Consider the following 14,483-nt stretch of genomic DNA (forward strand, 5'->3'; position numbering starts at 1 on the left):
GCGCCGCTCAGTCTCCGCTCACCAGGATCACCTCCAGGGTGCGCGGTCCGTGCACCCCCTCGACCCGGTCCAGCTCGATGTCGCTGGTCGCGGACGGCCCCGAGATCCAGGTCAGCGGGCGCGTCGGATCGAGCCGTTCGAGGGCCTGCGGGACGGCGGACACCACCTGGTCCGGGACCCGGACGACCACGATGTGATGGTCCGGCACCAGGGTGATCCGGCGGCGGCCCTGGTCGGGGGAGGCGTCGAGGACGAGCGTGCCCGTCTCGGCGACGGCCACGGCGCATCCGGTGACCACGCTCTCGACCCGGTCCAGTTCCGCGGCGGTACTGTCCGCCCGGTCGTGGACCCGCGTCGGATCGGCGGCCGACAGCCACTCGGGGGGCAGCCCCGGCGGGACGAGCACGGTCCGCGCACCGCGGGCGGCGAGAAGCCACGCGATCAGCTCCGGCAGCTCCCCGGAGTCCGCGCGGTGCACGATCGCCCGATAATCCGCGAGGTTCTCCGCGAGCAGATCGACCGTCTGCTCCACCGTCCGCTCGCCGTGCTCGCGCCGATAACCGCGGTCGATGTCGGTGTCGTACGAGGTGGGCGGCGCGGCGGGGCCGCCGAGTGCTCGCCTGACCCGGCCCAGAATGACGTCCCTGCTGCTCACTTGCCCGCGTCCTTTCCGCCGTCGGTCCGCTGCCACCAGTCGCGGAAGGGCTCCGCGGGGATCGCGGGGAGGTCCCGGGTCGCCGTCCACGCCCGTCCCGGGCCCGGCAGCGTACGGGGATGGAAGCGGCGGGTGCGCGAGGCGAGGCGCTGGCCGGTGGCGAGCGCGGCCGGGTGGGTGAACGCCCAGCGGGCGGCGCGCATCGCGGCGCGCTCGGCGGCATGCCCCTTCGCCGGCTTCAGGGTGACCTTCGCGCCGCGCCGGGTCACCTCGCCGCCCTGCACGACCCGCTCGCGCAGGTGGACGAGGACCTCGGGGATGTCGATGGCGACGGGACAGACCTCGTAACAGGCGCCGCAGAGCGAGGACGCGTAGGGGAGCGAGGCGTCGATGTCGCTCGTCGTGCCGCGCAGTTGCGGGCTGAGGATGGCGCCGATGGGCCCGGGGTAGACCGAACCGTAGGCGTGACCGCCCGCCCGCTCGTAGACCGGGCAGACATTGAGACAGGCGGAGCAGCGGATGCAGCGCAGCGCCTGGCGGCCGACCTCGTCGGCGAGGGTGTCGGTGCGGCCGTTGTCGATCAGGACCAGATGGAAGGTCTGCGGGCCGTCGCCGTCGCTGGTGCCCGTCCACATCGACGTGTACGGGTTCATCCGCTCGGCCGTCGAGGAGCGCGGCAGCGTCTGGAGGAAGACCTCCAGGTCGCGCCAGGTGGGCACGATCTTCTCGATGCCGACGACCGAGATCAGGGTCTCGGGGAGCGTCAGGCACATCCGGCCGTTGCCCTCGGACTCGACCACGACGAGGGTGCCGGTCTCGGCGACCATGAAGTTGGCCCCGGAGACGCCGACCTTGGCGCGCAGGAACTTCTCCCGCAGGTGCAGCCGGGCGGCCTCGGCGAGTTCGGCCGGGGTGTCGGAGAGCCCGTCCGGGGCCGGGCGGCCCCAGCGGCCCATCTCCTTCTCGAAGATGTCCCGGATCTCGCCGCGGTTGCGGTGGATGGCCGGTACCAGGATGTGCGAGGGGCGGTCGTCGCCGAGCTGCACGATGAGTTCGGCGAGATCGGTCTCGTAGGCGTGGATGCCCTCGGCCTCCAGGTGCTCGTTGAGCCCGATCTCCTGGGTGGCCATCGACTTGACCTTGACGACCTCCGACTCGCCGGTGTCGCGCACGAGCCGGGTGACGATGCGGTTGGCCTCATCGGCGTCGGCGGCCCAGTGGACGGTGCCGCCCGCCGCGGTGACCGACTCCTCCAACTGGACCAGGTAGTGCTCCAGATGGCGCAGCGTGTGGTCCTTGATCTGCTTGCCGGCCTCGCGCAGCTGCGCCCAGTCGTCGAGTTCGGCGACGGCGCGCGCCCGCTTGTCGCGGATGGTGTGGGTGGCGTGCCGCAGATTGGCGCGCAGGGTGGTGTTCCGTACGGCGTCGTGCGCGGCCTTCGGGAAGGCGGGCATGCCGACGAATGTGCCGCTCATGACAGGGGGTCCTCCTCCGTGCTCGCCAGGATCTCCGCGATGTGCACCGGCCGCATGCCGACCTTCAGGCGCGACATGGTGCCGCCGATGTGCATGAGGCACGAGTTGTCGGCCGCGCAGAGGATGTCGGCGCCCGTCGACTCCGCGTTGCGGACCTTGTCGGTGCCCATCGCCGCCGACACGTCGGAGTTCTTCACGGCGAAGGTGCCGCCGAAGCCGCAGCACTCCTGTGCCCCGGGCAGCTCCACCAGCTCAAGTCCCTTGACCGCACGCAGCAGTTGTGTCGGCCGGTCGCCGAGGCCGAGTGAGCGCAGACCGTGGCACGTCGGGTGGTACGTCACCTTGTGCGGGTAGTGGGCGCCGACATCGGTGACACCCAGCACGTCCACCAGGAACTCGGTCAGCTCGTACGTCTTCGGGATCACCGGCGCGAGGGTCGCCGCGAGCCGGTCGCCGCGGCCCTCCGCGCGCGCCCGCTCGCCCATGCGGGGGTACAGCTCGCGCACCATCGCCGCGCACGAACCGGACGGCGTGATGATTGCGTCGTAATCACTCGAGGCGAGCCCCGGCCCGAAGACATCGGAGTAATGACGGGCCAGCGGCTCGGCCTCCCGGCGGTACCCGGTGTTGTAGTGCGGCTGCCCGCAGCAGGTCTGGGCGGCCGGGAAGTCAACCTCCACGCCCAGTCTGGTCAGCAGTTTCACCACGGCACGGCCCGTATCCGGGTAGAGCGTGTCGTTGACGCAGGTCAGGAAGAGCGCGACACGCATCGTGGCCCCTTCGGTTGTCGGTGCGGCTCGGTCATCGGATGGATACAGCGGATGCGAGCAGCGTACGTGGTCGGCGGTCCCGGGTCACGAGGTGGTGACCCGGACGTGCGCGGCCGTCCACGCCGCCCGGTCGCCGCGCGGCTCGTACCGGGCCAACGGCTGGGTGGCGGCGAGCAGTTGCCGCATCGCCGGGAGATCGCCCACGACACCGTCGGCGCGCGCCTGCACCAGGACGTTGCCGAGCGCGGCGGCCTCCGCGGGGCCCGCCACCACCGGCAGGCCGCAGGCGTCGGCGGTGAGCTGGCACAGCAGCGCGTTGCGGGCCCCGCCGCCGACGATGTGCACGACGTCGACCTCGCGGTCCGCGAGACGCGCCGCGTCCATGACGGCACGGCGGTGGGCGAGGGCGAGCGAGTCCAGGATGCAGCGGGTCGTCTCGGCGCGGGTGCGCGGCTCGGGCTGGCCGGTCGCGCGGCAGGCGGCGGCGATGCGGCCGGGCATGCCGCCGGGCGCCAGGAAGTCGCTGTGGCCCGCGTCCACCACCGACCGCAGCGGTTCCGCCCGCGCCGCCGCGTCGAGCAGGGCCGTCACGTCCGGCTCCCGCCAGTCGCGCTGGCACTCCTGGAGCAGCCACAGACCCATGATGTTGCGCAGGTAGCGGACCGTGCCGTCGACGCCGAGTTCATTGGTGAAGTTCGCCGCGCGGCTCTCCTCGGTGCGCACGGGCTCGGTCAGTTCGAGGCCCGCGAGGGACCACGTCCCGGTGCAGATGTAGGCGAAGTGCGGTGTGGTGGCCGGCACCGCGACCACCGCCGACGCCGTGTCGTGGGAGGCGACGGTCGTCACCGGGACCGGACCGGTCAGGCCGGTCTCCTCCAGGACGTGCGGCAGGAGTTCGCCGGCCGGGTCGCCCGGCCGGCGCAGCGGCGGGAAGAGCCCGAGGTCGATGCCCGCGCGGGCCGCCGTGCCGTGGGCCCAGTCCCGGGTGCCCGGGTCGATGAGCTGGGTGGTGGAGGCGTTGGTCAGTTCCGTGCCCAGCCGGCCGGTGAGCCAGTGGGTGAGGAGGTCCGGTATCAGCAACAGCCTCTCTGCCGAACGGAGTTGGACGGTGTCGCGCGCGGCCGCGAGCTGGTACAGGGTGTTGAACGGCGCGTACTGGATGCCCGTGGCCGCGTACAGCTCGGACGGCGGGACCGTCGCCCAGACCCGCTCCGCGATGTGCTCCGTGCGGGTGTCGCGGTAGTGGAACGGATTGCCGAGGAGCCGTCCGTCGGCGTCGAGCAGGCCGAAGTCGACGGCCCAGCTGTCGATGCCGAGGGAGCGCACCTGGCCCGCCGCGCGCAGCCCGTCGAGGACACCCGCGTACAGGGCGAGGATGTCCCACTGGAGGGCGTTCCCGGTGCGGACCGGTCTGTTGGGGAAGCGGTGGGACTCCGTCAGGGTGAGCGTGTCGGGGGTGACCCGGGCGGTCATGACTCGGCCGCTCGATGCGCCCAGGTCTATCGCGGCGTAGGGGAGTTCGGGCATGTGTGGGCTCCGGGGAGGTGCTGGGGACGTGCTCGTGTGCGGGTGCGTCGTGGTTGCGCGCGCAGTTCCCCGCGCCCCTGACGGGGACCGTTCGGATCAGCGCAGGAAGGCCGCCGCCACGCCCGCGTCCACCGGGACGTGCAGCCCCGTGGTGTGGGTGAGGTCCCCGCCGGTGAGGGCGAACACGGCGTTCGCGACGTGCTCGGGAAGGACCTCCCGCTTGAGCAGGGTGCGCTGGGCGTAGAACTCGCCGAGCTTCTCCTCCTCGATCCCGTACGTCGCCGCGCGCTGCGCGCCCCAGCCGCCCGCGAAGATGCCGGAGCCGCGCACCACGCCGTCGGGGTTGACGCCGTTGACCCGGATGCCGTCACCTCCCAACTCGGCCGCGAGCAGCCGCACTTGGTGCGCCTGGTCGGCCTTGGTCGCGGAGTAGGCGATGTTGTTGGGGCCCGCGAAGACCGCGTTCTTGGAGGCGATGTAGACGATGTCGCCGCCCATGCCCTGCGCCTTCATCACGCGGGCCGCCTCGCGGGAGACGAGGAAGGAGCCGCGCGCCATGATGTCGTGCTGGAGGTCCCAGTCCTTGGCGGTGGTCTCCAGGAGCGGCTTGGAGATGGAGATGCCGGCGTTGTTGACGACCAGGTCGACACCGCCGAAGGCGAGCGCGGCCGCCCTGAACGCCTCGGCGATCTGCTCCTCCGACGTGACGTCGACCTCCACGGCGATCGCCTTGTCCGTGCCGCCCAGTTCGTCCGCGACGGCGGCCGCTCCCTCGGCGTTCAGGTCGGCCACCACGACACAGGCGCCCTCGGCCGCCAGCCGGTGGGCGATCGCCCGGCCGATGCCGCTGCCCGCGCCGGTCACCAGCGCCACCCGGGTCGCGAGCGGCTTGGGCCGGGGCATCCGCTGGAGCTTGGCCTCCTCCAGGGACCAGTACTCGATGCGGAACTTCTCCGACTCCTCGATCGGCGCGTACGTGGAGACGGCCTCGGCGCCCCGCATGACGTTGACGGCGTTGAGGTAGAACTCGCCCGCGACCCGCGCCGTCTGCTTGTCCTTGCCGAAGGTGAACATGCCGACGCCGGGGACGAGGACGACGGCCGGGTCGGCGCCGCGCATCGCCGGGGAGTCGGGACGGGCATGGCGCTCGTAGTACGCGGCGTACTCCTCGCGGTAGGCGGCGTGCAGCTCCCTCAACCGGGCCTCCACCGGGTCGAGTCCGGCCGTCGGCGGCAGGTCGAGGACCAGCGGGCGGACCTTCGTGCGCAGGAAGTGGTCGGGGCAGGAGGTGCCGAGCGCCGCGAGACGCGGGTGCTCGGCGGAGGCGAGGAACTCCAGTACGGCCGGGGAGTCGTCGAAGTGGCCGACCTGGGGGCGGTCCGTGGAGGCGAGCCCGCGGATCAGCGGCGCGAGCGCGGCGGCCCGCTCGCGCCGCGCGGCCGGGTCGAGCGCCGCGTACCCGTCGAGTGCCGGGCCGAACGGCTCGGCCGTGCCGTGCTCGGCGAGGAACGTCTCCGCGGTACGGATGATGAACAGCGAGTTCGCCTCGCACTCCGCGGCGGTGTCGCCCCACGCGGTGATGCCGTGGCCGCCCAGAATGCAGCCGATCGCCTGCGGGTTCGCGGCCTTGATCGCGGCGATGTCCAGGCCGAGCTGGAAGCCGGGCCGTCGCCACGGCACCCACACGACCTTGTCGCCGAAGCACTGGGCGGTCAGCTTCTCACCGTCGGCCGCGCAGGCAAGGGCGATCCCGGAGTCGGGGTGCAGATGGTCGACGTGGGCGGCGTCCACCAGACCGTGCATGGCCGTGTCGATGGAGGGCGCGGCGCCGCCCTTGCCGTGCAGGCAGTAGTCGAACGCGGCGACCATCTCGTCCTCGCGCTCCACGCCCGGGTACACCTCGGTCAGCGCCCGCAGCCGGTCCGTGCGGAGCACCGCGAGGCCCGGCTCGGTGAGCGTGCCCAGGTCGCCGCCCGAGCCCTTCACCCACATCAGCTCGATGTCGCCGCCGGTCACCGGGTCGGGGGCGAGCGCCTTCGCGGAGGTGTTGCCGCCGGCGTAGTTGGTGTTGCGGGGATCGGCGCCGAGCCGGTTGGAGCGCTCCAGCAGAGCGGCGACTTCAGGATGCACAGCCATGGAAGGTCCTAGAGGTCCTAGAGGTTCTGAACGAGAGAGGGGCCGGGTGCGGGCGGCGCCGCGCGCAGGCGCGGCTCAAGAGGGTGCGGCTCACGCACCCCAGCCGGCCTGTTCGCCGCCCACCCGCTCGGCCACGATCCGCTCCTGCCACCCGCACGCCGCGTACCCGGCGACCGGGTCCGGGGCGAGGCCCCGCTCCTCGCGCCACTCGGCTAGCAGCGGCCGCACATCGGTGTTGTAGGCGTCCATCACCACGGCGTTGGCCGCCAGCACGTCACCTGCGGCCTGCGCCGCGCTCAGCGCCTCGCGGTCGACGAGCAGCGCCTTCGCCGTCGCCTCCTGCACATTCATCACGGAGCGGATGACGGCAGGGATCTTCGCCTCGATGTTGTGGCACTGGTCGAGCATGAACGCCACGTTCGTCGCCGGATCGAAGCCGCCGTTCCGGGAGACCTCGTACAGGATCCGGAAGAGCTGGAACGGGTCGGCGGAGCCCACCATCAGGTCGTCGTCGGCGTAGAAGCGGGAGTTGAAGTCGAAGCCGCCGAGCTTCCTCTCGCGCAGCAGCAGCGCGACGATGAACTCGATGTTGGTGCCGGGCGCGTGGTGCCCGGTGTCGACCACGACCTGCGCCTTGTCGCCGAGCTTCACGCACTGCAGGTACGAGGTGCCCCAGTCCGGGACGTCCGTCGTGTAGAAGGCCGGCTCGAAGAGCTTGTACTCCAGGAGCAGCCGCTGGTCGTCGCCGAGCCGTTCGTAGACCGTCGCGAGCGATTCGGCGAGGCGGTCCTGGCGGGCCACGATGTCGTCCTGGCCGGGGTAGTTGGTGCCGTCGGCGAACCACAGCTTGAGGTCCTTCGACCCCGTCGCGTCCATGATGTCGACGCAGGTCAGCAGGTGCTCCACCGCCTTGCGGCGCACCTTCGGGTCGGGGTGGCAGACGCTGCCCAGCCGGTAGTCGTCGTCCTGGAACGTGTTGGAGTTGATCGCTCCCAGCTCCAGGCCGCGCTCCTTCGCGTACGCCCCGAGCGCCGCGTAGTCGTCGACCGTGTCCCAGGGGATGTGCAGCGCGACCTTCGGGGCGATGCCGGTGAACTCGTGCACCTTCGCCGCGTCGTCCAGCTTCTCCTGGGCGGTGCGGGGCACGCCCGCCCGGGCGAACACCTTGAACCGGGTGCCGGAGTTGCCATAGCCCCAGGACGGTGTCTCGATCCGCTGGTCGGAGAGTGCGGCCTTCACGGCAGCGATGTCAGGCATGTCCACCTCTGAGTGCGCGGGTTGCCGCATGCCCCCGGTCGGGGCGGGCATGGGCGAGGAGCGGGAAAACGTGAGCCAGAAAGCGTGAATCGATTCACTTCGGTGGGGAAGTTAGCCCCGGAGATGGCCTCCGTCAAGAGCTCGCGCGTGAGGTCAACTGCGTTACGCAATCGTGTCGCACGTCGTGCGATCCCTCTGGCCCACACCCCTTGACCTCTTCGCCGGGGCGGGGCTAGCTTCCGGGCAACTTCACTGAAACATTTCATGCCGAAGGGCCGGGACGTCCGTTCCGACGCCCACGGCCACCGCCCGTGCACGCGGCACGGCACCGGCCCACCTCCCCTCTCGCAGACCCACGGAGACATGTCATGACGCATCCCGAACCGGAGACGACTCCGGTCCTCGCGCTGGAGGAGGTGAGCAAGTCCTTCGGTGCCGTGCGCGCCCTGCGCGGCGTCAGCCTGCGCCTGTACCCCGGCGAGGCGCACGCCCTGGCCGGAGAGAACGGCGCGGGCAAGTCGACGCTGATCAAGACCCTGGCCGGGGTGCACCGGCCCGACACCGGGAGGGTGCTGCTCGACGGCGCGCCGGTGGAGTTCCACGGCCCCGCCGACGCCCGGGACGCCGGCGTCGCCGTCATCTACCAGGAGCCGACGCTCTTCCCCGACCTGTCGATCGCCGAGAACATCTTCATGGGGCGCCAGCCGCGCCGCTCCCTCGGCCGCGTCGACCACCGCGCGGTGAACGACGCGACGGCCGCGCTCTTCAAGCGGCTCGGTGTCGAACTCGACCCGGACCAGCCGGCCCGTGGCCTGTCCATCGCCGACCAGCAGCTCGTCGAGATCGCCAAGGCGCTCTCCTTCGACGCCCGCGTCCTGATCATGGACGAGCCGACCGCCGCCCTCACCGGCAGCGAGGTCGCCCGCCTCTTCGGCGTCGTGCGGACCCTGCGCGAGCAGGGCGCCGCCGTGCTGTTCATCTCGCACCGCCTGGAGGAGATCTTCGAGCTGTGCCAGCGGGTCACCACCCTGCGCGACGGCGCCTGGGTGAGCAGCGAGCCGCTCGCCGGACTGACCGAGGACGACCTGGTGCGCCGCATGGTCGGCCGCGACCTCGACGAGCTCTACCCCAAGCAGGACACCGAACTCGGCGACGTGGCGCTGAGCGTGCGCCGGCTGACCCGCGAGGGCGTCTTCACCGACGTCTCCTTCGAGGTCCGGCGCGGCGAGATCGTCGGCCTCGCCGGACTCGTCGGCGCCGGACGCAGCGAGGTCGCCCGCGCCGTCTTCGGCGTCGACCGCTTCGACGGCGGCGAGGTCGAAGTGCTCGGCAAGCGGCTCAAGCCCGGCGCCCCCAGCCTCGCGATGCACGCGGGCCTCGCCCTCGTCCCCGAGGACCGGCGCGCCCAGGGCCTGGTGATGGACCTGTCCATCGAGCGCAACATCGGGCTCACCGGTTTCGCCGACACCAGCCGCGCGGGCCTGATGAACCGCCGTGCCGAGCGCAGCCGTTCACTCGACTGGGCGGTGAAGCTCCAGGTGAAGTACGCGCGTCTCGCCGATGTCGTCGGCACCCTGTCCGGCGGCAACCAGCAGAAGGTCGTCCTCGCCAAGTGGCTGGCCACCGGGCCGCAGGTGCTCATCGTGGACGAGCCGACGCGCGGCATCGACGTCGGCACCAAGGCCGAGGTGCACCGGCTCCTTTCCTCGCTCGCCGCCGAGGGGGTCGCCGTGCTGATGATCTCGTCGGACCTGCCCGAGGTGCTCGGCATGGCCGACCGGGTGCTCGTGATGCACGAAGGGCGGCTCGCCGTCGAGTTGTCGCGGGCCGAGGCCAGCGAGGAGTCCGTCATGGCCGCCGCCACCGGGAGGGCCGCGTGATGCTCGCCGGATCGCCGTTGGGGCTTGTCCGTTCGTCGGCGGGTGCGCGTTCGCCGTGGCTGAGCACGCCCCGCGGCGCAGCCGCTGAACGACGAAGCCCCGCGCCCCTGAGGGAGTTGTTCGCATCGTGACCGTGACAGCGCAGCCCGTCCGCGAGGACGCCGTCCCCGCGCCCACCGCCGGGCGTCGCCTCATCGACAAGGTGTTCAAGGCCCGCGAGCTGGCCGTGGCCGGTGTGCTCGTGGTGATGCTGCTCGCCACCGAGCTGTCCAACACCGAGTTCCTGTCCGAACAGGGCGTCAAGGACCTGCTCCTGAACGCCACCATCCTCGTCCTCGTCGCCACCGGACAGGCCGTCGTCGTCCTCACCCGCAACGTCGACCTGTCCGTCGGCTCGGTGCTCGGCATCTCCGCCTTCGCCGCGGGCAACTACAACCAAAACGGCGGCAGTTCCCTCATCGCCGTGATCTACGCCGTCGTCATCGGCGCCGTGTTCGGCGCCCTGAACGGCGCGCTCGTCAGCCTCGGCAAGGTGCCCGCCCTCGTCGTCACCCTCGGCACGCTCTACGTCGTCCGCGGCATCGACTCCATCTGGGTCGGCTCCGAACAGATCGTCGCCGCCGACCTGCCGAACGGCTTCGTCGACTTCGGCCACGACGGCCTGTGGGTCGTGCCCTACCTGGCGCTGCTCGCCCTCGCCGTACTGCTCTGCGTCGGCTACTACCTGCGCAGCTTCCGCAGCGGCCGCGAGATGTACGCGCTCGGCTCCAGCCCCGAGGCCGCGAACCTCGCCGGCATCCCCGTCCGCAAGCGCATCATGACCGCGTACGTCCTGTGCGGCGCGCTCGCCGGACTCGCCGGCGCCCTGTACCTGGCCCGCTTCGGCAACGTCGACTCCGGCACCGGCAACGGCTACGAACTCACCGTCGTCAGCGCCGTCGTGGTCGGCGGCGTCGCCTTCACCGGCGGCTCCGGCACCGTCTACGGCGCGGCCCTCGGCGCCCTGCTGCTGACCTCCATCAACAGCGTGCTGCCCGCCATCGGCGTCAGCTCCGTCTGGGTCACCGCCATCAACGGCGTCCTGCTGCTGCTCGCCATCGCCGTCGACCGGATCCTGGCCCTGCGCGTCGCCGCCGTGCTCCGCAAGCAGGCCGCACTGATGAGGAGCGCCCGCCATGCCTGACTCCCTCAAGGCCGATTCCCTGAAGAGCGCCGTGCGCTGGGACACGGCCGTCGGCGCCCTGCTGATCGTGCTGCTGCTCTGCTCGTTCTCGTTCGTCGACAACTTCGGCAACGCGCTCAACGTGTCGTTCCTGATCGGCAACACCCTGCCGATCGCCCTGATCGCGCTGCCCATGACGATGCTCGTCATCTCGGGCGAGGTCGACCTGTCGGTCGGCTCCACGGCCGGTCTGTCCGGCGCCGTCATGGGCGCGCTGTGGAACAACGGCATGGCCATCGAGACGATCATCCCGCTCTGTCTGCTGCTCGGCGTCGTCTGCGGCCTGGTCAACGGCCTGCTCGTGACCCGGCTCGGTCTGCCGTCCCTCGCCGTCACCATCGGCACCATGGCCGCCTACCGGGGCATCGCGCAGATCGTCCTCGGCTCCGACTCGGTCACCGACTTCCCCTCGCAGTACCTGGACTTCGGCGCGGGCCGCTTCGGCGACACGTTCGTCCCGTACGCGGCGCTGCCGTTCGTGATCCTGCTGGCCATCGCCGTCGTCGTGTTGCACGCCACCCGCGTGGGCCGCTCGCTGTTCGCGATCGGCGCCAACGAGGAGGCCGCCCGGTTCGCCGGCGTCCGCGTCAAGCGGCTCAAGCTGTCCATGTTCGTGACGACCGGCCTGCTGTCCGCCCTCACCGGCGTCTTCTGGGCCCTGCACTACGCCAGCGCCCGCTACGACAACGCCACCGGCCTCGAACTGTCCGTCATCGCCGCCGTCCTCCTCGGCGGCATCGACTTCGACGGCGGCCGGGGCACCCTCGGTGGCGCGATCGCCGGTGTGTTCCTGCTCGGCTCGCTGCAGAACGTGATGAGCCTGCTCAACGTCTCCGCGCAGTCCCAGATCGTCGTCACCGGTGTCCTGCTCGTGATCTCCGTGCTCGCCCCGCGCGTCGGCCGGCAGATCGCCCGGTCCCGGGCCCGCCGCAGGACCGCCGCGGCGCCTCCGCCGGCACCCGCCGCCGGCTGACGCGCGGCCACCCGCACCTCGCCCTTCCGTCCCGTCCACACCACAGCTAAGGAACCCTCATGTCCGTCACCGCCCGAACCCGCCGGCTCACCGCGGCGCTCGCCGTCACCACCGCCCTCGTCGTCGGCGCCACCGCGTGCGGCGGCACCACCAAGGACGACGCGAACGCCGCCGACAAGTCGGCGGCGAAGTCCGCCGCGGGCAAGGCCGACCCGAACGCGGCCACCAAGAAGGGCCTCACGGTCGCCTTCCTGCCCAAGCAGGTCAACAACCCGTACTTCACCACCTCCGACAACGGCGGCAAGAAGGCGCTCCAGGAGCTCGGCTCGACGTACAAGGAGGTCGGCACCAGCAGCGGCACCGACACCTCCGGCCAGGTCTCCTACGTCAACACCCTCACCCAGCAGCAGGTCGACGGCATCGCCGTCTCCGCGCAGGACCCGGGCGCCCTGTGCACCGCCCTGAAGCAGGCGATGAAGAACGGCGTCAGCGTCGTCACGTACGACTCCGACACCAAGGCCGACTGCCGCAACGTCTTCGTCTCGCAGGCGAGCGCCGAGGACCTCGGCCGCACCCAGGTCCAGCAGATCGCGAAGCAGATCGGCAACAAGGGCGAGATCGCGATCCTCTCGGCGGCCCAGACGGCCACCAACCAGAACACGTGGATCGACTACATGAAGGACGAGCTGAAGAAGCCCGAGTACAAGGACATCAAGCTCGTCACCACCGCCTACGGCGACGACGACGCCCAGAAGTCGTTCCAGCAGACGCAGGGCCTGCTCCAGGAGCACCCGAAGCTGAAGGGGATCATCTCCCCGACCACCGTCGGCATCAAGGCCGCCGCGCAGTACCTGTCCGGCTCCAAGTACAAGGGCAAGGTCAAGCTGACCGGCCTCGGCACCCCCAACGACATGCGGGCCTACGTCAAGAACGGCACCGTCGACGCCTTCGAGCTGTGGGACCCGGCCAAGCTGGGCGCGCTCGCCGCGCACACCGCCGTCGCCCTGGAGTCCGGCCAGATCAGCGGCAAGGAGGGCGAGACGTACAAGGCCGGTGACCTGGGCGAGTTCACCATCGGCAAGGACGGCGTCGTCTCCCTCGGCAAGCCGACCGTCTTCGACAAGAAGAACATCGACCAGTACAAGTTCTGAGGAGGGCCGATGCAGCGCGTCTGCTTCCTGCTCAAGGTCAGGACCGACCGCGTCGACGAGTACCGCCTGCGCCACGAGGACGTGTGGCGGGAGATGCGGGAGGCGCTGACCGCGACCGGCTGGCACAACTACTCGCTCTTCCTGCGCGAGGACGGCCTGCTCGTCGGCTATCTGGAGACGGAGGACTTCGACGCGGCGCGCGCCGCCATGGACGCCACCGACGTCAACGCCCGCTGGCAGGCCGAGATGGGCTCCTTCTTCGAGGAACTGGACGGGCAGGCGCCGGACGCCGCGATGCGGCCGCTCACCGAGGTCTTCCACCTTGCCTGAGCGGCCGGGCCGCCGGTCCACGGTCGGGATCAAGGACGTGGCGCGCGTCGCGGGAGTCTCCGTGGGCACCGTCTCCAACGTCCTCAACCAGCCGCACCGGGTGACCGAGACGACCCGCCGCCACGTCCAGCAGGTCATCGCCCGCCTCGGCTACGTCCGCAGCGAGTACGCCCGCCAGCTGCGCGCGGGACGCAGCCGCATGATGGGCCTGCTCGTGCTCGACATGGGCAACCCGTTCTTCGTCTACGTCGCGCGCGGCGCCGAGCGCGCCGCGCGCGACGCCGGGCTCGGCGTCATGGTCTGCAACAGCGGCCAGGACCCGGCGGAGGAGGGCGAGTACCTCTCCCTCTTCGCCGAGCAGCGGGTGCGGGGCGCCCTGATCACCCCGGCCGACCCCAGCGGCAGCACCCTGCGCGACTTCCGGCGGCACGGCATCCCGTACGTGGTCGTGGACCGGGTCGCCGGCGACGAGGAGGGCTGTTCCGTCGCCGTCGACGACGTGTCGGGCGGCGCCCTCGCGCTCCGCCACCTGGTCGCGGGGGGCCACCGCTCCCTCGCGTTCGTCAGCGGGCCGCCGCACCTGCGCCAGGTGCAGGACCGCAGGGCGGGCGCCCACAAGGCGCTCGCCGAGGCCGGACTGCCGGACACCCTGCTGCGCGAACTGCCCACCGAACGGCTCGACGTGGCGGCCGGCCGCGACGCGGGCGCCCGCCTCCTCGGCCTCGCCCCGCGCCCGACCGCCGTGTTCTGCGCGAACGACCTCCTCGCGCTGGGCGTGCTCCAGGCGCTGTACGCGGCCGGGGTGCGGGTCCCCGAGGACCTGTCCATCGTCGGCTACGACGACATCGAGTTCGCGGCGGCGGCCACCGTCCCGCTCACCTCCGTCCGGCGGCCCGCGCTCACCCTGGGCACGATCGCCGCCGAACTCCTGCTCCAGGAGACGGGGGAGCGGGCTGCGGCCCACCGGCATCAACATGTGCTGCTACGGCCGGAGTTGGTGGTGCGGGATTCGAGTGCGCGACCCGCGGGTGCGGAGTGAACGGGGCCGCACGACGTGCATGCCTCAGGGGTGCGGGGAACCGCGCGAGAAGCCCCACCGGCCGTCAG

The 14,483-nt window shown here is 71.5% G+C and carries 12 protein-coding genes; 6 read left to right on the top strand and 6 right to left on the bottom strand.

All coding sequences use genetic code 11. The features are described 5' to 3' along the window. Positions 1-7: 7 nt before the first annotated feature. The 6 genes from ABII15_RS36225 to rhaI all read right to left on the bottom strand — a co-directional run bounded on the left by ABII15_RS36225 (position 8) and on the right by rhaI (position 7,820). Complete coding sequence (locus ABII15_RS36225; RefSeq protein WP_353946519.1) at positions 8-655, bottom strand: LUD domain-containing protein; 648 nt, start codon at positions 653-655, stop codon at positions 8-10. After that, positions 652-2,130 carry a LutB/LldF family L-lactate oxidation iron-sulfur protein gene (locus ABII15_RS36230; protein WP_353946520.1) on the bottom strand — a complete coding sequence of 493 codons (1,479 nt, stop codon included), beginning with the start codon at positions 2,128-2,130 and terminating at the stop codon, positions 652-654. The genes ABII15_RS36225 and ABII15_RS36230 overlap by 4 nt, the downstream gene beginning before the upstream one ends. Beyond that, positions 2,127-2,900: a (Fe-S)-binding protein gene (locus ABII15_RS36235; RefSeq protein WP_353946521.1), complete on the bottom strand. Its 774-nt coding sequence runs from the start codon at positions 2,898-2,900 to the stop codon at positions 2,127-2,129. Before ABII15_RS36235 ends, ABII15_RS36230 begins: the two co-directional genes overlap by 4 nt. Positions 2,901-2,984: 84 nt before the next feature. Further along, on the bottom strand, positions 2,985-4,427 hold the full coding sequence (locus tag ABII15_RS36240) for a rhamnulokinase family protein (RefSeq protein ID WP_353946522.1): 1,443 nt from the start codon (positions 4,425-4,427) through the stop codon (positions 2,985-2,987). A gap of 96 nt (positions 4,428-4,523) precedes the next feature. After that, complete coding sequence (locus tag ABII15_RS36245; protein WP_353946523.1) at positions 4,524-6,563, bottom strand: bifunctional aldolase/short-chain dehydrogenase; 2,040 nt, start codon at positions 6,561-6,563, stop codon at positions 4,524-4,526. Positions 6,564-6,653: 90 nt separating this feature from the next. Then, entirely contained in the window at positions 6,654-7,820 is a 1,167-nt protein-coding gene (gene rhaI, locus ABII15_RS36250) for an L-rhamnose isomerase (RefSeq protein WP_353946524.1), read from the bottom strand. Positions 7,821-8,188: 368 nt separating this feature from the next. Here rhaI and ABII15_RS36255 point away from each other — a divergent pair, with 368 nt between their 5' ends. From ABII15_RS36255 to ABII15_RS36280, 6 genes are all read left to right on the top strand, one after another. Next, positions 8,189-9,700 (top strand): sugar ABC transporter ATP-binding protein, encoded by a 1,512-nt coding sequence (locus ABII15_RS36255; RefSeq protein WP_353946525.1) that lies wholly within the window; start codon positions 8,189-8,191, stop codon positions 9,698-9,700. A 127-nt stretch (positions 9,701-9,827) separates the two neighbouring features. Continuing rightward, positions 9,828-10,883, top strand: coding sequence for an ABC transporter permease (locus ABII15_RS36260; RefSeq protein ID WP_353946526.1), 1,056 nt, complete (start codon positions 9,828-9,830; stop codon positions 10,881-10,883). Continuing rightward, positions 10,876-11,895 carry an ABC transporter permease gene (locus ABII15_RS36265; RefSeq protein WP_353946527.1) on the top strand — a complete coding sequence of 340 codons (1,020 nt, stop codon included), beginning with the start codon at positions 10,876-10,878 and terminating at the stop codon, positions 11,893-11,895. Before ABII15_RS36260 ends, ABII15_RS36265 begins: the two co-directional genes overlap by 8 nt. A 59-nt stretch (positions 11,896-11,954) precedes the next feature. Continuing rightward, the gene (rhaS, locus tag ABII15_RS36270; RefSeq protein ID WP_353946528.1) at positions 11,955-13,046 is read left to right on the top strand and encodes a rhamnose ABC transporter substrate-binding protein; all 1,092 of its coding nucleotides are present in this window, start codon (positions 11,955-11,957) and stop codon (positions 13,044-13,046) included. Between the two features lie 9 nt (positions 13,047-13,055). Beyond that, entirely contained in the window at positions 13,056-13,376 is a 321-nt protein-coding gene (locus ABII15_RS36275; RefSeq protein WP_353946529.1) for an L-rhamnose mutarotase, read from the top strand. Next, positions 13,369-14,415: a LacI family DNA-binding transcriptional regulator gene (locus tag ABII15_RS36280; protein WP_353946530.1), complete on the top strand. Its 1,047-nt coding sequence runs from the start codon at positions 13,369-13,371 to the stop codon at positions 14,413-14,415. The genes ABII15_RS36275 and ABII15_RS36280 overlap by 8 nt, the downstream gene beginning before the upstream one ends. Positions 14,416-14,483: the final 68 nt, after the last annotated feature.

Source organism: Streptomyces sp. HUAS MG91, assembly GCF_040529335.1.
GTDB lineage: Bacteria > Actinomycetota > Actinomycetes > Streptomycetales > Streptomycetaceae > Streptomyces > Streptomyces tabacisoli.